The following is a 19,432-nucleotide window of genomic DNA, read 5'->3' on the forward strand; positions in this document are numbered from 1 at the left end:
CCGGTGCGCTGAGTCGTGAAGCGGGCCTCAGGGCAGCGGGGTCCCGCCCGTCGCGTTGACGATCTCGGCCGTGATGTAGCTCGCCTGCGGTGAAGCGAGGAAGACATAGGCGGGCGCCATCTCCGCAGGCTGCGCCGGCCGGCCGAACGGCGACTGCTTGCCGAACTCGGCGGTGTCCGGCATGGTCGCGGGGATCAGTGGCGTCCATACCGGCCCCGGGGCGACGGCGTTGACCCGGATCCCGTCCGGCGCGACCATCTGCGCCAGCCCCTGGGTGAACGTGACGATCGCGCCCTTCGTCATGGCGTAGTCGAGCAGATGCGGGCTGGGCTTGTACGCCTGCACCGACGTGGAGTTGATGACGCATCCGCCCCGACGCATGTGGGGCAGCGACATCTTCGACAGCCAGAACATGCCGTACAGGTTCGTGCGCATGACCCGGTCGAACTGCTCCGTGGTGATCGCGCCGATCCCGTCCGGTTGCGACATCTGGTAGGCGGCATTGTTGACCAGGATGTCGATGTGGCCGAACTCGGTCACGGCCCGGTCGACGAGCTGCCGGCACTGCTCCTCCTCCCGGATGTCGCACGCCACGGCAACCGCCTTGCGCCCCGCGTCCTCGACCAGCGCGCGGGTGCGTGCCGCCTCCTTCTCCTCCTCGGGGAGGTGGGTGAACAGCACGTCCGCGCCCTCGCGTGCGAAGGCGAGCGCGACCGCCCGGCCGATGCCGGAGTCGCCGCCCGTCAGTACCGCCTTGAGGCCACGGAGCAGACCGGAGCCCCGGTAGCTCTCCTCACCATGGTCCGGCGGCGGGTCCATCGGTCCGGTCCAGCCCGGATGCTCCTGCTCCTGGCGGGGGAACTCCGGTTCCGGATGCTTCGACACCGGATCCCTGGTCTCGTCGTTCTGTTCGGGCACGATCGTTTCCTCCTCGCTGTGCGTCTCTGCCTTCGCGGGCCGTCCCCCGCCTACCCTCCGGCGCCTCGGAAATGCCCGCAAACGGGGTGGGCGGGTGCGTGAGGGGCGTGGAGTGATGGGGATTCGATGACCGTCGCCGCGTCGCCGTGTCATGGCAGGCGGCTTCGGCCGCGCCTTGGCCGCTCCGGCCCGCCCCACCGCTGCAGGTCCGGCCCGCCCCGCCGCCCGTCCGATGTGCGGTCGGCGGGCGGGCGCCGCCGCGTCACGGCCGCCGCGTCTCGGGTCCCGGCCCGCGTGCGGCCGTCGTGCGGTGCTCGTCGAGAACAGACGTTCCTCGTAGCGGTCCGGTGCGACCACCAGCCCGAGGATTCGAGCCGGGAGCAGCAGAGCGGTCAGGAGAGCAGCGGCCCTCCGCCGCGCCGGCTGTCACGGCTCCGGCTCCGGCTTCGTTCCGGGCATCGGGCAGGCCGCCGGCAGGGATCTTGCCGCGCGTCCGGCCCGGCCGTCGGGGCGGACGGCACATGTGTCGGTCCGACGGAGTGCGACGGGCTGCTTTCGCAGCCGGGCAAAGCGTTCCATGGGGTGCGGCTGCCCCCGGTTCGCCCGCATACGCGGCGCCATGACAGGACTTCGTCCCGAGGGCCGGGCCCCCGCGTGCGCATTGAGTCCGCGTGTCCGGGCACCTGAGAGGTCTCGACTGCGGCTGATGGGGAGAAGTGATGGACGTGCGCACCGTGGGTGTGGAGGAGGAGCTGCTCCTCGTGGACCCCGACTCGGGGGAGCCGCAGGCGCTGTCCGCGGCCGTGCTCGCGTCGGCCGGACGCGAGGGAGGTGTCGGCAAGGAGGTGTTCGAGTCGGAGCTGCAACGGGAGCAGTTGGAGTTCGCCACGCTCCCTCAGGCCGCGATGGGTGATCTCGCCGACGAGATCGTCCGCTGGCGTGCGGAGGCCGCCCGCCACGCAGAGCGGCTGGGAGCGGCGGTGGCCGCACTGGCGACGTCGCCGCTGCCCGTCAGCCCGTCACTCGCGAGCGGCGAGCGGTACGGCTGGATGGCCGAGGAGTTCGGGCTGACCACGCAGGAACAACTCACCTGTGGCTGCCATGTTCACGTCTCGGTCGACTCGGACGAGGAGGGCGTCGCCGTCATCGACCGGATCCGCCCCTGGCTCTCCGTCCTGGTGGCGATCAGCGCGAACTCGCCCTACTGGCAGGGCAGGGACAGCCGGTACGCGAGCTACCGCAGCCGGGTCTGGGGCCGCTGGCCGTCCTCCGGACCCACGGAGATCTTCCGTTCGGCGGACCGGTACCACGAGCAGGTGTCCGCGATGGTGGCCACCGGTGCCCTGCGGGACAGGGGCATGGTCTACTTCGACGCCCGGCTCTCCGCCTCGTACCCCACCGTGGAGATCCGGGTGGCCGACGTCTGCCTGGACCCGGCCGCCACCGTGTTGATCGCCACGCTCGTCCGCGGCCTGGTCGAGACCGCGGCCCGTGAGTGGCGCGCGGAAGTGCCCCCGGTACCGCACGGCGTCGGCCTGCTGCGGCTGGCCTCGTGGCGGGCGGGCCGCTCGGGACTGGAGGAGCGGCTGATCCATCCGCTCACCATGAGCCCCGAGCCCGCGGACGTCGTGGTCCGGGCACTGATCAATCACGTCAGGGGCGCCTTGGAGGACTCGGGCGACGTGCGCCTGGTGGAGGAGTCGGCGGCCGCGCTGCGGGCGACCGGCAACGGCGCCCGTTTCCAGCGCGACCTGATGAGCCGTACGGGGAACCTCCGGGACGTGGTGGCCGCCTGCGTGCGCAGGACCACCGGTGGCTGAGCCGGCCCCGGGCCGCCAGCCGGGACGAGGCGCCCGGGGCCCCGCGTACGGCTCTGCCGCCGCGGCCCCGATGCATGCATCGTCGCCACCGGGGCATACGTCCACCGGGCCCCGCCGCGCCTCCCCCGTCGCGGCGGGGTTCCTCCGTCGACACAGGTCATGCGTCGGCCGACACAGTTCGCGCGCCGGTCGCCGGACGCCACACGTCGGACGGTGAAGCGCGTGCCGGTGACCGGAGGCCAGGCACTCGTCGAGGAGTCACGCACTCCGGCGGCATGTCAGCAGCAGGTACTCCCACTCCATGGTCGAACGCCCCGACCCGCAGCCGTGCTGCCTGGCGAGTTCGACGAGGGACCTGTCCAGCTCGGCGACCCGGTCGGGGGAGTCGGCGATGCTCCGGTAGATCGCGATGGTCGGTCCGTAGGCGGTCTTGAAGTAGTCCCTGAACGCTTCCGGCCGCTTGAAACGGTCCACCTCCACGGTCGCCCTGCTCGCCTCGACATCCGCCACCCGGTCCCCGAGCAACGTGCGGACATGCTCCTCGTTCCCCCACAGGGGAGGCGGCTGGGTGCCGGGCGGCGGAGCGGGCGCGTACGGCCGCATCACGGCGAACATCTGGCCGATGAAGCCTTCAGGAGTCCAGTTGAGCAGGCCGATGGTGCCGCCCGGGCGGCAGACGCGGACCAGTTCGTCGGCGGCCGCCTCGTGGTGCGGGGCGAACATCACGCCGACACACGACATGACGGTGTCGAACTCGCCGTCCTCGAAAGGAAGCGCCTCGGCGTCGGCCTCCTGCCAGACGAGACCGACGTCCTGCTGCCCGGCCGACCGGCGTCCGGCATCGAGCAGCTCCGGCGTCAGGTCGCACGCCACGGCATCGGCGCCTGCCAGGGCCGCCGGAATCGCCGCGTTGCCCGTGCCGGCGGCGACGTCCAGCACGCGGTCGTCCGCCTTCACCCCGCACGCCCGTACCAGGACGGCGCCCAGGCCGGGGATGAGGTCGCCGGCGACTGCGGGGTAGTCGCCCAGCGCCCACATCTTCCGGTGCTTCGCCTTGAGGGCCTGGTCGGCCTCGGTCGCCCCGCTCGCCCCGTTTGCCCCGTTTGCCCCGCTCGTCTCGATCGCGTCCGCCATGACAGATCTCCTCCTCGGGATCCCGGCCGGCGGCCGCTCGGAGGAGAGCCCGTTCCGACCCCGTGAGCATCACTTCTGCCGATGTGTCCAACGATAGGCCGGTTCGCCCGATCACCCCTTTTCAAGCGGCTTCGAGCGCGGCTCTTCCCTCGGATGCGGCGCGTCCGCCGCGACGATGGCCGCACGCGGCGGGCCTGGGCCGGGGCAGTGCGGTCATCGTCGTGTCGGAGCGTTTCCGGCGGGTACCCGTGAGGTTGCCCACCACGCCGCGAACCAGGAACGACGCCGCCGACAACGCCACAGCCGACGCCACGAGGGAGGACGAGATGAGCGACGACTACCGGCCGGAGGGGTTCGAGAACCGCGATGCCCCGCTGCCGCGCGACATGCAGGATCAGCAGGCCGGTGCCCGGAAACCGGAGCAGCGGGACGAGGCTGTGGACCGGCGGGCCGGAGAGGGAGGCGACGAGGGCGAGTCGGGCGGGACCGGGGGAGACGTGCCCGAGGCCGACGAGGCGGGGGCCGGGAGCCAAGGATCGCAGGAGGAGAGCGGCCCCGGAACGCCGGCCCCCGAGGAGCTGCCCGACTGAGTCCGCCGCGGAGGAGGCCCTGCGAGGGCGTACCGGCCCTCTCGTGTGATCGGTATGCTTCCGGAAAACGGTCAAACGATCAGCGTGTGCCGCGCGCGGAGGGGCCAGGGATGCGCGAGCCGAGCGACGCGAGACGCCGGCGGATTCTCGCCGTGGTGCGGTCGAGGGGAACGGTGCGCGTGGCCGACCTCGCCGCCGAGCTGGAGGTCTCCGTCGTGACCGTCCGCCGGGACGTGGAAGAGCTCGACCGGGCCGGACTGCTCCGGCGCGGCCACGGCGTGGCCCGCTCGGTCGAGCCCGTGGAGCAGCCGCCGGGTCCCGCAGGCCGGGGCACCGCCGGGGACACTGCCGTGGCGCTGGTCGTCCCGGAGCGGCACACGTATCTGTACGAGACCATGCACGGCGCCCGGACGGTCCTGGAGGAGGCCGGGCTGCGGGTGGCCCTGCACATCGCCCCGCGAGCCGCCGGCGCCGAACGCCCCCTTGTCGACAGGGTACTGGCCGACGGAGCAGCCGGGCTGCTGATCGCCCCGCGGTGGAGCACCGCCGCCGAGGAGGAGGCGGACTGCGCCTGGCTGGCAGGCGTGGGCGTGCCGACGGTGGTGACGGAGCGCAGACCGCGCCGGGGGAGCGCACTGCACGCCGTGGACTCGGTGTGCTCCGACCACTGGTACGGCATGCACCTCGCCGTGGACCACCTCGTCTCGCTGGGCCACCGCCGGATCGTGCTGGCGGTCCGCGACGACAGTCCGACCGCTCGCGCCCTGCGGTCCGCCTTCGTACGGATCGCTCATGACCGTGAGAAGATCGAGGACTGGACGGTGACGCTCAGCGCCCCGGAGGCTGGCCGTGCCGAGGTCCCGGGCCGCCCGGCTCCCTTCCCTGACCCCGCCGACTTCGGCAGCTCCGCAGGAGGTCTCGTCGGCCTCCTGCGGGAGCGGCGTGCCACCGCCGCCGTGCTGCACGGCGACGTCGATGCGCTGATGCTGGTCCAGCAGCTCGCGGACAGGGGTGTCCGGGTGCCGCAGGACTGCTCGGTCGTGGCGTACGACGACGTGGTGGCCGCCTTCGGCAGCACTCCGCTCACCGCTGTCGCCCCGCCGAAGGCCGAGGTGGGGCGGTTGGCGGCGGAGGTGCTGGTACAGCGGCTCGCGGGGAGGGGCGGCCCGCCGCGGCGCGTCGAACTGCTGCCGGAACTGAAGATCCGTGGATCCGCCCGGGAGCTGTGATTGTTCGTTTGACCGATTGTTCCGGTCCGATCGATCTGTTGACCTCGATCCGATCAGTCGCTCAGGATGGCCCGGTGAACCGCCATGCGCTGCCGCAGGCATCCTGTCCGGCAGCCAGAACCACCGGTTCCTGCTCCACGGCTCGGCCCGTTACGACGACATCGTCCAGGAGAGAGATGGTTCGCACCACAGCCGCCGCCCCCGGTTCCACAGGTCGCCGCCCGCGCGTCGCGATCGCCATGGAGGCCGCCGCGGCCGCCGCGGTGCTCGACCCCGCCGCTCTGGCAGCCCTCCGCGACATCTGCGACCTGGCGGAGGGACCCGCTCTCGACGACCTCACCACCGAGCGGGCACGGGACGTCCTCGCCGACATCGAGATCCTGGTCACCGGGTGGGGCTGTCCGCCGCTGTCCACCGCCGCACTCGACGCGGCGCCCCGGCTCCGCGCCGTGGTCCACACCGCCGGTTCCGTACGCGGACACATCACCGACGCGTGCTGGGAACGCGGCATCGAGGTCTCCTCCGCCGCCGCGGCGAACGCCCTCCCGGTCGCGGAGTACACCGTCGCCATGATCCTTCTCAGCGGCAAACGTGTCCTGGAGAGCGCCCGGTGGCTGCGTGCCGAGCGCCGCCGCCCCGACCTGCTCGCCACGCCTCGCGACGTCGGCAACTACGGCAGAACAGTCGGCATCCTGTCCGCCTCCGCGATCGGGCGCCGCGTGATCGAACTGCTGCGCCCCTACGAGTTCGAGGTGCTGCTGCACGATCCCTACGTGGGTGCAGAGGACGCGGCAGCGCTCGGCGTGCGGTCCGTCTCCCTCGGCGAACTGTTCACCCGCAGCGACGTCGTCAGCGTCCACACACCGCTGCTGCCCGCCACCCGGGGTCTCGTGAGCCGCGAACTGCTCGGCGCCATGCGGCCCGACGCGGTCCTCGTCAACACCGCCCGCGGCGCCGTCGTCGACCAGGAGGCCCTCACTGAGGCAGCGACGCAAGGCCGGCTGAGAGCCGTACTGGACGTCACCGATCCCGAAGTGCTGCCGCCTGACCACCCGTTGTGGACGTGCGACAACGTCACGATCACCCCCCACCTCGCCGGATCGCTGGGCAACGAGTGGGGGCGGCTTGCCGGCCTGGCCGCCGCCGAGATCGCCCGCTGGGCCTCAGGCGCGGGATTCGCCCACCCCGTACGACGCGAAAGGCTGGCCCACCTCGCATGAGCGCCCTCCGTCTGCCCGGCGACGACCACGCGAGGAGCCCGTACACCGGATACACCCGCGACCACTGGGAGGCCGCCGCCGACGGACTGCTGACCGCTGCCTGGAAGTGCGCCACTCCGCGCGGTGCCCTGCTCCGCCTTCCCGGCCGCGCCTCGGCGTCCGGCGTCCGCTCCGACGGCCTCGAGGGGTACGCCCGCACCTTCCTCGCCGCCGCGTTCCGGGTGGCCGGGGCCGGGGGCGAGGACCCGCACGGCCGGCTCGAGAGGTACGCGGAAGGACTCGCGGCCGGCACCCGCACCCCGGGCCGGGACGACACCGAGTCATGGCCGCCGGTCCTCGGCCACGACGTCGCCGGCCAGCCGATGGTCGAATCCGCCTCCGTGGCCCTCGGCTTGCGGATGACCCGCCCCTGGCTGTGGGACCGGCTGGACGAGAGCGTCCGGGACCGGGCCGAGGAGTGGCTGCGCGGCGCCCTGCGCCATGTCCCGGCGCCGAACAACTGGTACCTCTTCCCGTACACGGTGGCCGGCTTCCTGGAGTCCGTCGGCCGCGGCGACGCGGAGACCGCCCGTGCCAGGGAACGCGCCCTCGGCCTGCTGGAGAGCTGGTATCGGGGGCAGGGCTGGTACTCGGACGGCGACGGCCGGGCCTTCGATCACTACAACGGCTGGGCCCTGCACCTGTATCCGGTGCTCGACGCCCTTCTCGGCGACGGCGGTACGGGCCCGTACGGCGGCCGGCTGAGTGAACACCTGGAAAGCCTCGGGCTGCTCTTCGGCGGGGACGGCGCGCCGGTCCACTTCGGGCGCTCGCTCACCTACCGTTTCGCCGCCGCGTCGGCCGTGGGCCTCGGTGCCGTCACCGGCCACACGCCTTTCCCCCCGGGGGTCTCCCGCAGACTGATCAGCGGATCTCTCCGGTACTTCCTCGACCGCGGCGCCGTTGGACCGGACGGCCTGCTCGGCCTCGGCTGGCACGGACCGCACGAGGGGACGCTGCAGCGCTACTCCGGTCCGGCCTCCCCTTACTGGGCGTCGAAGGCGTTCGTCTGCCTGCTGGCCCCGGCCGGGCATCCGCTGTGGACCGCCACGGAGGCCGCGGCCCCGAGCGAGGGACCGGACCGGGTGCTCGCACTGCCCGCGCCGGGACTGCTGATCCAGAGCACCCGCGAGGACGGGGTCGTCCGGCTGCACAACCACGGCAGCGACCATGTCCGGCCGCACGAGGGCGAGTCGGCCGCCGACGACGATCCGCTCTACAGCCGTCAGGCGTACTCCACCCGGACCGGCCCGACCGCGATCGCCGACACGGCGGACAACCACCTCGCCGTCGTCGTCGACGGCAGACGCAGCGTCCGCCGCCGCATCCACCCGCTGGGCGCCGGGGGTGGTGACGGCTGGGGCTGGGCGGCCTCCTGGCACCGGCCGGTGTTCCCTGCCGGGCCGCCCATGGTGCCCGGGCTGCGAGTGGAGAGCGTCACCGTTGCTCACGGGCGTCTTGAACTGCGGGTGCACCGGGTGGTCGGCGCCCCGCCGGGCGCCGGGGTCGAGCAGACGGGTTGGGCTACCGGCCCCGACGAGCCGCTGCGTTCGGCGCTGCATCCGCTGCACGGCTGGCGCGCACAGGACCGACTGCGGGCTCCCAACGGGACGGCGTACACACATCGGGCGGTGCTGCCCCGGCTCACCGCACCGGCCGAGGGCACGGCGCTGTACGTGGCACTGGCGACGCTCTGCGCCGGGCCGGACCCCGCGCCGCTCGCGGGCGCCGTCGAGGAAGTGACCGTGGACGCAGACCGCGTCGAGGTCCGCTGGACCGACGACGGCTCCCGGACCGGTGTCGCGTTCGACCCTGTCACCGTGCACCGCAGCGCCGGGCGGGAGACCGCGCTCCGCCCCTGACCGAGCGACGCGCCGAGGCACGCCGGACACCGGACGAGCGGCGGGGCGTGTCGAGGTGGCGTCGGACGTATCGACGCGCACGGGCCGCTCGAGGGCCTTCCGCCGGAGCCACGAGCAGCCGGCAGCGGTGTGGCCTCAGATGCCGAACTCCGTGGGGGACAGGCCGAGCGCGGCGCACGCCTCGCGGATGACCTCCAGCTCCGACTGCTCGACATGTCCGTCGGCGCCGGCGATGACGAAGCCGGTCTGGACGACCGCCCTTGCCTCCGTCGGCTTCTTGGCGGCCTTGGCGATCTCCTGCAGCACTTCCGCCTTGCCCAGCAGGAAGTTGGCGGAGAGCTGGTCGGCGTGCTTGTTGAACCGCTGGCGCAGCTGGTCCGCCGGGAAGTTCTGCAGGACGTCGTTGCTGAGGATCAAAGACTCCACATGCTGGCGCTCCGCCGCGTCCACATGCCTGTCAGCGGCCGCCACCAGCGCGCACATCGCCATGCTGGCGTCCCGGAAGGCGCCGCTCTTCAGCTCCGCCTTCAAAGAAGTCAGCTGCGACTTGAAGGTGTTCACCAACTGGGCGCGAGAGCCACCCCCCGAGCGCGGGCCGGTCCCCTGTCCGCCCGCGCTCCGAGTGCTGCCCTGGGACTGCTGCAGACTCTTGGCCTGGTCCTTGATCCGGTCCCACATTGCCACTGGTGCCACCTCGGCTTCTTCTCATTGCTTCCGGGACGTCGTGCGCGCCGCACGACGCTCACCCCGACCAACGCGCGGACACCGTCAGGCGTTCCGGATTCCGACGCGGAAGCCTGCCGCGGCATTGGGGCCGTCGCCACCGGACCACGGCCGGCCCCGTTTCGGAGCCCGCACGGCGGTCACCCGGCAGGACGGCACACGAGCGGCCGAACCCCCGTACACCCTACGACCTTTACGAGGCACACATGGACGACTGGCGTGACGAAGCGGCATGCCGCGACGAGGACCCCGACCTCTTCTTCCCCATCGGCACCACCGGGCCCGCGCTCATGCAGGAGGCGGAGGCGAAGGCCGTCTGCGGTCGCTGCCCGGTGCGGGAGCCATGTCTGCGATGGGCCGTGGAGGCAGGTCAGGACCTCGGGGTCTGGGGAGGGACGAACGAGACCGAACGCCGCAGGGTGAAGCGGCGTAACAGCCGCAGCCGCTGACACGGCCGCCCGCCGGCGGTTGATGCGGGAAGCCCCTGTGAAGAGCGGTCGGCGCCGGGGCGGTTCGGTCACTCCGGGGGCCGGTCCGTGAGGCCGAGGCCGGCGTAGTAGCGGGCCACCTCGGTCAGATAGGCGCTGTCCGCCGTCTCGCTGTCGGTGGTGAACCGCGGAGCGTTCTTGATCTGCTCCTTGGTGGCGATCACGGTGACGCTCCGCTCGGCGTCGCTGATCCGCCGGACGAAGCCGGCCGGGACCAGTACGCTCCGCCCGAAGACCCACGCCCCGGTGTCGACGACCAGGTGCTGCACCCCCGGCCTGTCGGACTGCCGGTCGACACGCCCCAGCACTCCGTCCGGTGCCTCGACCGTGAAACCCGCCAGGTCCCGCGCCGGTGCGTAGCCGCTGTCGGCCGGGTAGACCCACATGTCCTGCACCCTGAAGCCTCCTGATCATCGAACGCGGCCGTGTGCCGACCACTTCCGGACGGCGTGCCCGCACCAGGGACGCCGGATCCCGGTGCGGGCGCGCCCACGGGACCGGCGGGAACACCGGCGCACGGCGGGCGCCACTCTCCCCGGCCCGCCCCGCGCGTCGCGGCTTCCGGACACGCCTCAGCGCCCGGGGGCGGCGCGGTCCGGAAGGCCGCGGGGTCGGCGGCACCGCTCGGGCCGCTCACTCCTGCGGTGCCCAAGCGGGGACCATCGCCCCCGCGCCGTTCCGGACCGCCTGCACCACCGCGTCGTGCAGGGCCCGGCTCGACTCTTCGGAGGGGCAGGGAGTGGGGCTGCCCGTCATCGTGAACCAGTCGGTCGCGCCGGTGTACTGCAGGGCGACCTGTGCGGTGCCGTCGGCCCAGGTGGTGTGGACCGTGAGATTCCCGGTCATGACACCGGTCTCCTCCGTGAGCGCACCGCCACGCCCTGTGTAGACATTGCGAGTTGTCCATGACGCCCAGCTCATGACTCCAGCGTCACACCACGGCGGCGGAAACGCGACCCACTGCTCCGGCGCCTGGTCGCGGCGCCGGTGGACGTTTGGGGCGCGCGTCAGCGGACAGCCGATCAATCGAGCCATGACGTCGGACGTAATGGGGATGTGAGTTTCATGGCCAAGAAGAAGTCCCGCGCGAAGATGGAACAGGCGAAGGGCAAGGCGAAGGAAGCCACAGGCCGCGCCGTCGGCAACGAAACACTTGAGGCCGAGGGGCGCACGGAGCAGGCGAAGGGTGACGCCCGGCAGGCCAAGGAGAAGACGAAGGACGTCTTCCGCCATTGACGGGGACACAGGGCCGGGCCTGTCGCGATGACGCGACGGGCCCGGCCTTCGCCACGCGGAGAACCAGGTGGTACGCGGAGAGAGCCAGGTCGTACACGGAGTGTCCACGGTCCCGCCGCGCCTCCCGTGCACGGACCGCCCCGGCCGGGTCCGGCCGAGTACGCGCCTGTCGCCCGGCAGCCTGTGAAGCCCTGCGCCGCGCACCGGTGGGGCGCGTCACCGAAGCCCGGTCGCCCCGCGGACGCCGCCTCTAGGGAAGCGCGGCGCCCCGCGCGGTGATCCAGAGCCGGTACCACTCCTCGTGGGTGAGTTCGGGCTCCCGCCGGGCCGCGTCGCCGCACGCGCGGACACGTTCGGGCCGTGCGCTGCCGATGACCGGTGAGATCCGCGCCGGATGCCGCTGGAGCCACCACAGCAGGACGGTCTCCGGCGTGGTGCCCTTCGCCTCGGCGAGAGCGGCGACAAGCTGCGCCGTGGCGTGCTCCGACGCCGTCTCCTGCCGGCCCGTGAAGCGGCCCTGGGCGAGGGCGCCCCACGCCTGCAGGCGGACGCCGTTCGCACGGCAGTGCTCGAGCGTCCCCAGCGGGAAGCCGTTGGCGGCGGCCTCGGGGGTGTTGACCAGAACACCGGCCTCGAGCCAGTCGCGTCGGTGGAGACTCATCTCGAGCTGGTTGGCGACCAGGGGCAGATCAAGACAACTCTGCAGGGCGGAGATCTGCGCGGCGCTCATGTTGGAGACGCCGAAACTCCGCACCAGCCCCTGGCGGTGCAGCGAGGTGAGGGCGTTCGCGATGTCCTGAGGGTCGGCCAACGGGTCCGGCCGGTGCAGCAGCAGCACGTCGATGACGTCGGTGCGCAGACGGCCGAGGCTTTCCTCGACGCGCCGGACGATGCTCGCGCCCCTCAGGTCGTAGACGCCCGGCCCGTCGCCGTCGGCCGGCCGGATGCCGCACTTGGTCTGCAGGACGACGCGCTCACGCAGACCGGGCGCGCGGGCGAGAACCTCACCGAAGACCGCCTCGGCCTTGCCGTGACGGTAGATGTCGGCATGGTCGAAGACGGTGATCCCGCTGTCGAGTGCCGCCTCGACCGCTGCCTCTGCCACGGCTACGTCCGCCGCGCCGTAGGGCGAGGTGTCCCAGCTCCCGCCCAGCCCCATGCAGCCGTACAGCAGCCGCTCCGCACCGGTTTCCGCGTTCGTCGTCACGCGGTCAGCCTTCCACGGGTGGGCGCGTCCGCCCAAACCCATATCGTTGCCGTCCGCTGCCGTCCGGTGCGCAGACGGGTGGCCGGGGGCCGGGCGGGCAGGACAGGCGTCGCGGCCGGAGCGGAGCGACCATGGAAGGAGGGCGCCGCACGGCCGGCCCGTGTTTCCCGGTCGTGCACAGCGCCCGGGAGGCGGTCATGGAGGATTACCCGGAGAGCTACGAGCTCATCTTCCAGGCGTCGGCCGTGGACGACGTGGTCGTGGTCCGGCGCACCGACAAGTCCGGAGCGGGCGGCAGCCCGGTCTACGAGGACGAGACAGGAATCGTGCGCGCCGAGATCAGCGCCCGCGGCGAGGTCCGGATGCTGGCGAGTGGTGGGCACCAGGCACACGAGCTGCCGGTGACGGCGCGGAGAACACCGGCACCCGCCGGTGACGGCTCAGACCGTGCGCCGATGAGCGACGCGCGCGTGAGTGACGGGCGCACGAGCGGAACGCCGCGTTCTGCCCGCCGCCCTACACACGCCGGTCGCTGAAGCCGCAGATCCAGGCCAGGGCGGAGTGCACACCCCGGACGTAGTCCCGGGTGGCTGGGTCGGCCACGGCCTCGTCCTCCCGCACCACCGCGGCGTCGATCTCCGCGGTCAGGAGTTCCATGTCCGGCACACCGTTCGCGCCCGCCCCGGTGACGGGCGCGCGGGCGTCGCGTCCCAGGGCCCAGCTGTATCCCGCGGCCACCCCGGCGCCGTATTCGGGCGGATGCCCACCGCCGGAGAGCAGCGCGGGCAGCTCCCGCTTCGCCGCCTCGGCGTCGGCGTAGGCCCGTACGCCCACGGGTCGGCCTTCGTCCCGTTGTGATCGCGCAGGTGCGGTCACCGATGTCACCTGTCCTTCCGACCCTCGTCGGGCCGTCTCGGTGGAACCACCGACGGACGGCCGCGGTCCGGCGGCCCGTCGGCGGCAGGTCATGTGCGGGTACCCGCGTCGGGCCCCGATTCCACCGGAAGCCGTGAACTACGTGTTCGCACGAGAGGGCGAAGCGCTCCGAGCGGCGTCCCGATCGCTTGCTCGGGCAGGAGACCGTGGACCCGAACCTCTTGCCGGAACGTCATCCCGGGACGCTGGACCTCGCGGATCCTCGGGCGCACGACCGTGCGGCGGCCCCCTGACGCCCGCCTCGCGAAGCTTTCCGTGGCGAGGCACCTCGGGGGCGCGGGCCCAGAGAGCGGCCCCGCCTCCGGGGGGGGGGACGAGGACGGGGCCGCGACGCCTCGCTGCCGGCTGGGGGGGGTGAGCCGGGCGAGCGTTCAACCTTCGGATGCCCGGTCCGCGAGCGGGTATGCCTGCGACTTCGTACGGCGATGTGGCAGTGCCGTTGCCGCCTGTCCGGCAGGGCTGCGTGGGGCCGCCGCACGGAGCATCGTGGAGGCATGCGGCTGCTGCTGACCTCCGACACTCATGTGCCCGCCCGTGCGCGCCGGCTGCCTGCGGAGCTGTTGGATTCCATGAGCAGGGCGGACGTGGTGATCCACGCCGGCGACTGGATCGACGCCGCGACCCTCGATCTGTTCGAGTCCCGGTCCGCACGCCTGCTCGCGGTGTACGGGAACAACGACGGGCCCGAGTTGCGGAGCCGGCTGCCGGAGGTCGCCCTGGCCGAACTCGGGGGAGTGAGGTTCGGGGTCGTCCATGAGACCGGCCCGGCCCATGGGCGTGAACGCCGCTGCGAGAAGCGGTTTCGCGACCTCGACGTCCTGGTGTTCGGGCACAGCCACATTCCCTGGGACACGACGGCGCAGGAGGGGCTGAGGCTGCTCAATCCGGGCTCGCCGACCGACCGCCGGCGGCAGCCCGACTGCACCTACATGACCGCCCGAGTGGCCGGCGGCAAGCTGTCGGAGGTCGAACTGCACCGCCTGCAGCGTCGCCGCTGACCGTGGGGAGATCCGGTCCGGTCGCCCGGTCACGGGTACGGGGTGACCGGGTCAGCCGGTCTCGTAGACGTCGAGACGGCCGCACATGCCGAAACGGCCGCGCGCGGAGGGCCGCTCGGCCCGTATCCGCGCTCTGGCGAGATGGCCGGCGTCCCCTCGTTCGAGCCGGTCCAGCTGGGCGCCCGTCGCATTGGCGGCCGCAGCCGCGCCCGTCCGCCAGCGCTCGCGCCAGGCGCCGACGAAGGGTCGTACCAGGGCCCCGGCAGCCCGGTGGAAGGCGGCCAGCGGCTCCGGATCCCCGGCCTCGACCGCCTCCCGCAGCACCGCGAAGCCTTCGAGAGCCAGATCACGGCGGTGGCGGGCCGCCCGCTCCAGTTCCTCCTCCGAACCGCCCTCGGGCAGGGCGACGGCGGCGCGGTAGGTGGCCGTGTCGGCGAGCAGACGCGGTGGCAGGGTCAGCACCGCGTCGCCCGCCTCCGGCAGACCGCAGTTCTGCATCAGCACGGTGATGGTCAGATCGCCGTCGTTGACCAGGCGGTGGATCACGCCCGGCGTGAACCAGACCAGTGCGCCCGGAGTCAGCGGGGTCTGCTCGAACCCCGAGGCGGTCAGCGTCTGGACCGCGCCCCGGCCGCCGGTCACGGCGTACCCCTCCGAGCAGGTCAGATGGACATGAGGGGTGCCGCCCCGCAGGCCGTCGGCGGACGGCCAGTCGTAGACCCGCAGCCGGGACACGCCGATCCCGCCCGGCAGACCGTCGTGGACGGCGGCCGCGGACGCTTCCGGCGTGCTCACCACTGTCCTCCTCCGGGCAGTAAGCGCTTACCGTCGGCAATGTAGGCCGCCCGGACAGCCATCGTCAAGAGCAGCCATGGTCAAGAGCAGTCATGGCCGAGAGGAGCGATGGCCGAGAGGAGCGATGGTCAACAGCAGTGCAGGGCACCGGCGCGCCGGCGCGCGGCCGGCGCTCACGCCGCCCGAATCGTCAGGCGGCCGTCGGAGCTACCCCGCCGCCAGCCGCTGCGGCAGCCAGCGCAGTTGGGCGGCCTGCTGGAACGGGCCGCCCCCCTCGTGGTCGTTGAAGTCGTAGACCTCGATCTGCTTGTCCTCGTGGGCGTACGCGTTGAATGCGGCGAACACCGTCGACGGCGGGCAGGTCTGGTCCTCCAGCGCCACGGAGAACAGGGCCGGCGCGCGACCGCGCGCCGCGAAGTGCACCCCGTCGAAGTAGGCGAGCGTTCGCGCCGTCTGCTCGGTGCTGCCGCGGTGGACCTTGAGATAGTTGCCCACCTCGCGGTAGGGGTCACGGTCCGTGAGTGTCGTGGCGCGCGGGAAGTCGCACAGGAACGGGACGTCGGGGGCGATGGCCGCGAGGTCCGGCACGAGCCCGGCGGCGGCGAGCGTGATCCCGCCGCCCTGGCTGCCGCCGACCGCGGCGGTGCGGGACGCGTCGGTGGCCGGGTGGGAGCGGGCCGCCTCGATCGCGCGCACCGCGTCGGTGAACACCCGGCGGTAGTAGAACTCGAACGGGTCCTCGATACCGCGCGTCAGGAAGCCCGGGTGCGACGGCGCGCTGCCCACCGGGTCCGCCGTGTTCCCCGTCGACCAGCCGCTGCCCTGGCCCCGGGTGTCCATCACGAAGTGCGCGAAGCCGGCCGACGCCCACAGCAGATGCGTGTGCGGCAGTCCGCGGCCGCCGCCGTAGCCGACGAACTCGACGACCAGGGGCAGTGGTTCGCTCGCGCCGACGGGAAGTATCAGCCACCCCTTCACCGGGTGGCCGCCGAAGCCGGCGAAGGTCACGTCGTACACGCCGACCAAGGTGAGGCCGCTTTCCACGCGCTCGAAGCGGGCGTCGAGATCGTGGCCGCGGGCCTCATCGAGGGTCTTCGTCCAGAACGCGTCGAAGTCCTCCGGCTCGGGGGAGAGGCTGTGGTACTCGCGGAGTTCGGGGAGTGACAGATCGAACAGGGCCATGGGGCCGCCTTCCGTACGGTAATGGGTGAGCAGATCAACACGGAGGGCCGTGACTGGGCAAGTACCGCCCGGAAGCCGGACGCGAGGGCCGATGCGCTGCCCGCAGCGCCACACTGAAGCCGTGCTTCGCCGACTGTGCCTCGCCCAGTGCGCTTCGCCGACCGCGTACCGCCCACTGCGCTGTGCCGACCGCGTACCGCCGACCGCGCCGCCACCGGCTGATCTTGCTTCTGTGCGCGTCCTCGCCCGGCCGCTGTGATCCACTGGACCGGCGGGGGCGCATCAGGACAGGAGCAGCAGTGGCCAGCTACCGACAGCCGGGAGTGGTCCTCACCGACCACCACTTCACCGTCCCGCTCGACCATGACGACCCGGCGGGTGAGCAGATCGAGCTCTACGGCCGTGAGGTCGTCTCCGCGTCCCAAGCGGACGGGTTCCGGCCGTGGCTGGTGTACTTGGAAGGAGGCCCGGGCAACGCGGTGCGCCGCTTCGTCGGAAAGCCGGCCTGGCTCGGGAGGGCCGTGCAGGACTTCCGCGTACTCCTGCTCGACCAGCGCGGCACCGGGCGCTCCACACCCCGGAGCAGACAGACGCTTCCGCAGCGGGGCGGGCCGGCGGCGCAGGCGGACCACCTCGCGCTCTTCCGCGCCGACAGCATCGTCCGCGACTGCGAGAGCGTCCGACGGCGGCTCACCGGCGGAGCGCCGTGGACGGTGCTCGGCCAGAGCTTCGGCGGCTTCTGCGCCACCCACTATCTCTCGGCCGCGCCCGAGGGGCTCGACACCGTCCTGATCACCGGCGGGCTGCCGTCCCTCGACGCCCACGCCGACGACGTCTACCGGGCCGCCTACCCCCGTATCCGCCGCAAGGCCGAGGCCCATTACGCCCGCTATCCGCAGGACGTGGAGCGCGCCCGGCGCATCGCCGCCCACCTCGCCGAGCGGCCGGCGCGGCTGCCCGGCGGCTACACCCTCACCGTGGAGGCGTTCCAGTCCCTCGGCATCCTGCTGGGCGGCCAGGACGGCAGCCACCAGCTGCACTACCTGCTGGAGAACGCCTTCGTGCGCACCGCGTCGGGCCACGAACTCTCCGACGCCTTCCAGGAAGGCGTACGGCCCGTCCTCTCCTTCGCCGGCCACCCGCTGTACGCGGTGCTTCACGAGGTCATCTACGCCCAGGGCAGCAGGCCGACGGACTGGGCGGCCGAGCGGGTGCGCGCCGAATTCCCGGAGTTCGACGCGGTGACGGCGCTCGCGGGCGACGAGCCGGTGCTTTTCACGGGCGAGACCATCCACCCCTGGCACTTCGAGGTGGACCCGGCTCTGCGCCCGCTGCGCGAGTGTGCCGAACTGCTGGCCGCCCGCACCGACTGGGCGCGGCTCTACGATCCCGTGCGGCTCGCGACCAACGAGGTGCCCGCCGCGGCGGCCGTCTACCACGACGACATGTACGTCGACACCGCCGACTCGCTGCGCACCGCGCGCGCCGTGCGGGGCCTGCGGACCTGGGTCACCGACGAGTACGAGCACGACGGGGTGCGGGCGAGCGGGCCCCGGGTGCTGGACCGCCTGCTGGCGCTCGCCCGGCAGGAGCTCTGACACGGGGTCAGGTCATACGTATCCTGCGGGACATGACTGATCCGAAGACCGAACAGCTCCAGGAGATGCCCGCCGACTGGCAGCGCGCGCTCGCGGTCGTCGCCCACCCCGACGACCTCGAGTACGGCTGCGCGGCCGCCGTCGCGCTATGGACCGACGAGGGCCGTGACGTCGCCTATCTGCTGGCCACGCGCGGCGAGGCCGGGATCGACGGCATCGCCCCCGAGGAGTGCGCGCCGCTGCGCGAGCGGGAGCAGCGGGCCAGTGCGGCCGTGGTCGGTGTCTCCACCGTGGAGTTCCTGGATCACGAGGACGGCGTGATCGAGTACGGGACCGCGCTGCGGCGGGACATCGCCGCGGCCGTCCGCCGGCACCGGCCGGAGCTGGTGATCACGCTCAACCACCGTGACACCTGGGGCGGTACGGCCTGGAACACGCCCGACCACCGCGCGGTCGGCCGGGCGACGCTCGATGCGGCAGCCGACGCGGCCAACCGCTGGATCTTTCCCGAGCTGATCTCCGAGCAGGGCCTTCAGCCGTGGGACGGCGTGCGCTGGGTGGCCGTCGCGGGGTCGGCGAGCCCCACCCACGCGGTCGACGCGGGCCCCGGGCTCGACCGGTCGGTGGCCTCGCTGCTGGAGCACCGGCTCTACATCGAGGGTCTGACGGACCAGGACCCGGAGGAGTACTGCCGGGGTTTCCTCACCGGCATGGCGGAGAGGGCGGCGCCCCGATTCGGCGGCCGTCCCGCCGTCATGTTCGAACTCTTCCCGCGCTGAGCCCCCGGCTCTTGGGGATTGCTCATTTGACAAACCACGATGCTGTTTCTGCAATGGAAGGATGAGTGACGACCAGCACGGCCAACGCGACGGGCACGAAGAGGCGCGGCTCGACGCCGTGCTGAACGAGGTGGGCCCCCGCCTCCGCCGGATCCGGCGGGAGCGGGGAGCCACCCTGGGTGCGCTCTCGGAGGCGACCGGCATCTCCGTGAGCACCCTCTCGAGGCTGGAGTCCGGCGGCAGGCGCCCCAGTCTGGAACTGCTGCTGCCGATCGCCCGTGCCCACCAGGTCCCGCTGGACGAACTGGTCGGCGCGCCGCCGGTCGGCGATCCGCGGGTGCGCGCCAAGCCCATCGTCCGTGGCGGCCGGACGATGTACCCGCTCACGGCGCGGCCCGGCGGGCTCCAGGCGTACAAAGTGGTCCACCAGGTCTACGGCGAGGAGCCGGACCCCCGCACCCATGAGGGGTACGAGTGGATGTACGTCCTCTCCGGCCGGCTGCGGGTGGTGCTCGGTGACCACGACGTGGTGCTGGCCGCGGGGGAGGCGGCGGAGTTCGACACCCGGGTGCCGCACTGGTTCGGCTGCGCCGACGACAAGCCGGTCGAGTTCCTGAGCCTGTTCGGCCCGCAGGGTGAGCGGATGCACGTGCGGGCCAGGCCGAAGGGTGCCTGAGG

General features: G+C 72.6%; 20 protein-coding genes and 1 pseudogene. 12 read left to right on the forward strand and 9 right to left on the reverse strand.

The window, feature by feature from the left end; translation table 11 throughout:
* Window positions 1-27 precede the first annotated feature (27 nt).
* Window positions 28-918: an SDR family oxidoreductase gene (locus AB0903_RS03305; protein ID WP_366698474.1), complete on the reverse strand. Its 891-nt coding sequence runs from the start codon at window positions 916-918 to the stop codon at window positions 28-30.
* A gap of 719 nt (window positions 919-1,637) precedes the next feature.
* Between AB0903_RS03305 and AB0903_RS03310 the strand changes: the two genes are divergently transcribed.
* A complete protein-coding gene (locus AB0903_RS03310) occupies window positions 1,638-2,738 on the forward strand; it encodes a glutamate--cysteine ligase (RefSeq protein ID WP_366698476.1) in 1,101 nt (366 codons plus the stop codon).
* Between the two features lie 258 nt (window positions 2,739-2,996).
* On the opposite strand, the gene AB0903_RS03315 is transcribed toward AB0903_RS03310, so the two are convergent.
* A complete protein-coding gene (locus AB0903_RS03315; protein ID WP_366698477.1) occupies window positions 2,997-3,872 on the reverse strand; it encodes a methyltransferase domain-containing protein in 876 nt (291 codons plus the stop codon).
* 326 nt (window positions 3,873-4,198) lie between these two features.
* Here AB0903_RS03315 and AB0903_RS03320 point away from each other — a divergent pair, with 326 nt between their 5' ends.
* From AB0903_RS03320 to AB0903_RS03335, 4 genes are all read left to right on the forward strand, one after another.
* Window positions 4,199-4,462, forward strand: a complete 264-nt coding sequence (locus tag AB0903_RS03320; protein ID WP_366698479.1) for a hypothetical protein — start codon at window positions 4,199-4,201, stop codon at window positions 4,460-4,462.
* A 110-nt stretch (window positions 4,463-4,572) separates the two neighbouring features.
* Complete coding sequence (locus AB0903_RS03325; protein ID WP_366698481.1) at window positions 4,573-5,691, forward strand: substrate-binding domain-containing protein; 1,119 nt, start codon at window positions 4,573-4,575, stop codon at window positions 5,689-5,691.
* A gap of 176 nt (window positions 5,692-5,867) precedes the next feature.
* A complete protein-coding gene (locus AB0903_RS03330; RefSeq protein WP_366698483.1) occupies window positions 5,868-6,911 on the forward strand; it encodes a hydroxyacid dehydrogenase in 1,044 nt (347 codons plus the stop codon).
* A complete protein-coding gene (locus AB0903_RS03335; RefSeq protein ID WP_366698485.1) occupies window positions 6,908-8,812 on the forward strand; it encodes a DUF2264 domain-containing protein in 1,905 nt (634 codons plus the stop codon). The genes AB0903_RS03330 and AB0903_RS03335 overlap by 4 nt, the downstream gene beginning before the upstream one ends.
* 135 nt (window positions 8,813-8,947) lie before the next feature.
* Here AB0903_RS03335 and AB0903_RS03340 read toward each other — a convergent pair whose 3' ends face one another.
* Window positions 8,948-9,496 carry a tellurite resistance TerB family protein gene (locus AB0903_RS03340; protein ID WP_366698828.1) on the reverse strand — a complete coding sequence of 183 codons (549 nt, stop codon included), beginning with the start codon at window positions 9,494-9,496 and terminating at the stop codon, window positions 8,948-8,950.
* Window positions 9,497-9,741: 245 nt separating this feature from the next.
* Here AB0903_RS03340 and AB0903_RS03345 point away from each other — a divergent pair, with 245 nt between their 5' ends.
* On the forward strand, window positions 9,742-9,984 hold the full coding sequence (locus tag AB0903_RS03345) for a WhiB family transcriptional regulator (protein ID WP_366698487.1): 243 nt from the start codon (window positions 9,742-9,744) through the stop codon (window positions 9,982-9,984).
* 68 nt (window positions 9,985-10,052) lie between these two features.
* Here AB0903_RS03345 and AB0903_RS03350 read toward each other — a convergent pair whose 3' ends face one another.
* Both AB0903_RS03350 and AB0903_RS03355 read right to left on the reverse strand, forming a co-directional pair.
* A complete protein-coding gene (locus AB0903_RS03350) occupies window positions 10,053-10,418 on the reverse strand; it encodes a PRC-barrel domain containing protein (protein WP_366698489.1) in 366 nt (121 codons plus the stop codon).
* 238 nt (window positions 10,419-10,656) lie between these two features.
* Window positions 10,657-10,944 (reverse strand): hypothetical protein, encoded by a 288-nt coding sequence (locus AB0903_RS03355; protein ID WP_366698491.1) that lies wholly within the window; start codon window positions 10,942-10,944, stop codon window positions 10,657-10,659.
* Window positions 10,945-11,088: 144 nt separating this feature from the next.
* On the opposite strand from AB0903_RS03355, the gene AB0903_RS03360 reads away from it, so the two are divergent.
* Entirely contained in the window at window positions 11,089-11,259 is a 171-nt protein-coding gene (locus tag AB0903_RS03360; RefSeq protein ID WP_366698493.1) for a CsbD family protein, read from the forward strand.
* Between the two features lie 250 nt (window positions 11,260-11,509).
* Here AB0903_RS03360 and AB0903_RS03365 read toward each other — a convergent pair whose 3' ends face one another.
* Window positions 11,510-12,466, reverse strand: a complete 957-nt coding sequence (locus tag AB0903_RS03365) for an aldo/keto reductase (RefSeq protein WP_366698495.1) — start codon at window positions 12,464-12,466, stop codon at window positions 11,510-11,512.
* A gap of 197 nt (window positions 12,467-12,663) precedes the next feature.
* On the opposite strand from AB0903_RS03365, the pseudogene AB0903_RS03370 reads away from it, so the two are divergent.
* Window positions 12,664-12,873: pseudogene (locus AB0903_RS03370) on the forward strand (DUF6296 family protein); the annotation flags it as partial.
* Between the two features lie 109 nt (window positions 12,874-12,982).
* Here the strand turns inward: AB0903_RS03370 and AB0903_RS03375 are convergent.
* A complete protein-coding gene (locus AB0903_RS03375) occupies window positions 12,983-13,342 on the reverse strand; it encodes a hypothetical protein (protein WP_366698497.1) in 360 nt (119 codons plus the stop codon).
* A gap of 554 nt (window positions 13,343-13,896) precedes the next feature.
* On the opposite strand from AB0903_RS03375, the gene AB0903_RS03380 reads away from it, so the two are divergent.
* A complete protein-coding gene (locus tag AB0903_RS03380; RefSeq protein ID WP_366698499.1) occupies window positions 13,897-14,400 on the forward strand; it encodes a metallophosphoesterase in 504 nt (167 codons plus the stop codon).
* A 51-nt stretch (window positions 14,401-14,451) separates the two neighbouring features.
* Here the strand turns inward: AB0903_RS03380 and AB0903_RS03385 are convergent, their stop codons facing one another.
* A complete protein-coding gene (locus AB0903_RS03385; protein ID WP_366698501.1) occupies window positions 14,452-15,195 on the reverse strand; it encodes a cupin domain-containing protein in 744 nt (247 codons plus the stop codon).
* 207 nt (window positions 15,196-15,402) lie between these two features.
* Window positions 15,403-16,377: an acetylxylan esterase gene (locus AB0903_RS03390; RefSeq protein WP_366698503.1), complete on the reverse strand. Its 975-nt coding sequence runs from the start codon at window positions 16,375-16,377 to the stop codon at window positions 15,403-15,405.
* Window positions 16,378-16,676: 299 nt separating this feature from the next.
* Here AB0903_RS03390 and AB0903_RS03395 point away from each other — a divergent pair, with 299 nt between their 5' ends.
* From AB0903_RS03395 to AB0903_RS03405, 3 genes are all read left to right on the forward strand, one after another.
* Window positions 16,677-17,975, forward strand: coding sequence for an alpha/beta fold hydrolase (locus AB0903_RS03395; protein WP_366698505.1), 1,299 nt, complete (start codon window positions 16,677-16,679; stop codon window positions 17,973-17,975).
* Between the two features lie 32 nt (window positions 17,976-18,007).
* The gene (locus tag AB0903_RS03400; protein ID WP_366698507.1) at window positions 18,008-18,754 is read left to right on the forward strand and encodes a PIG-L family deacetylase; all 747 of its coding nucleotides are present in this window, start codon (window positions 18,008-18,010) and stop codon (window positions 18,752-18,754) included.
* 61 nt (window positions 18,755-18,815) lie between these two features.
* A complete protein-coding gene (locus AB0903_RS03405; protein ID WP_366698509.1) occupies window positions 18,816-19,430 on the forward strand; it encodes an XRE family transcriptional regulator in 615 nt (204 codons plus the stop codon).
* Window positions 19,431-19,432 lie beyond the last annotated feature (2 nt).

Origin of the sequence: Streptomyces sp. NPDC048389, assembly GCF_040706335.1 — a bacterium.
Lineage (GTDB): Bacteria > Actinomycetota > Actinomycetes > Streptomycetales > Streptomycetaceae > Streptomyces.

Excerpts from the sequence above, each read along its gene's own strand:
- AB0903_RS03400 (WP_366698507.1), top strand. The coding sequence starts at position 18,008 with ATGACTGATCCGAAGACCGAACAGCTCCAGGAGATGCCCGCCGACTGG.
- AB0903_RS03320 (WP_366698479.1), top strand. The coding sequence starts at position 4,199 with ATGAGCGACGACTACCGGCCGGAGGGGTTCGAGAACCGCGATGCCCCG.
- AB0903_RS03355 (WP_366698491.1), bottom strand. The coding sequence starts at position 10,944 with ATGAGCTGGGCGTCATGGACAACTCGCAATGTCTACACAGGGCGTGGC.
- AB0903_RS03310 (WP_366698476.1), top strand. The coding sequence starts at position 1,638 with ATGGACGTGCGCACCGTGGGTGTGGAGGAGGAGCTGCTCCTCGTGGAC.
- AB0903_RS03380 (WP_366698499.1), top strand. The coding sequence starts at position 13,897 with ATGCGGCTGCTGCTGACCTCCGACACTCATGTGCCCGCCCGTGCGCGC.
- AB0903_RS03345 (WP_366698487.1), top strand. The coding sequence starts at position 9,742 with ATGGACGACTGGCGTGACGAAGCGGCATGCCGCGACGAGGACCCCGAC.
- AB0903_RS03360 (WP_366698493.1), top strand. The coding sequence starts at position 11,089 with ATGGCCAAGAAGAAGTCCCGCGCGAAGATGGAACAGGCGAAGGGCAAG.
- AB0903_RS03330 (WP_366698483.1), top strand. The coding sequence starts at position 5,868 with ATGGTTCGCACCACAGCCGCCGCCCCCGGTTCCACAGGTCGCCGCCCG.
- AB0903_RS03405 (WP_366698509.1), top strand. The coding sequence starts at position 18,816 with ATGAGTGACGACCAGCACGGCCAACGCGACGGGCACGAAGAGGCGCGG.
- AB0903_RS03335 (WP_366698485.1), top strand. The coding sequence starts at position 6,908 with ATGAGCGCCCTCCGTCTGCCCGGCGACGACCACGCGAGGAGCCCGTAC.
- AB0903_RS03325 (WP_366698481.1), top strand. The coding sequence starts at position 4,573 with ATGCGCGAGCCGAGCGACGCGAGACGCCGGCGGATTCTCGCCGTGGTG.
- AB0903_RS03390 (WP_366698503.1), bottom strand. The coding sequence starts at position 16,377 with ATGGCCCTGTTCGATCTGTCACTCCCCGAACTCCGCGAGTACCACAGC.
- AB0903_RS03315 (WP_366698477.1), bottom strand. The coding sequence starts at position 3,872 with ATGGCGGACGCGATCGAGACGAGCGGGGCAAACGGGGCAAACGGGGCG.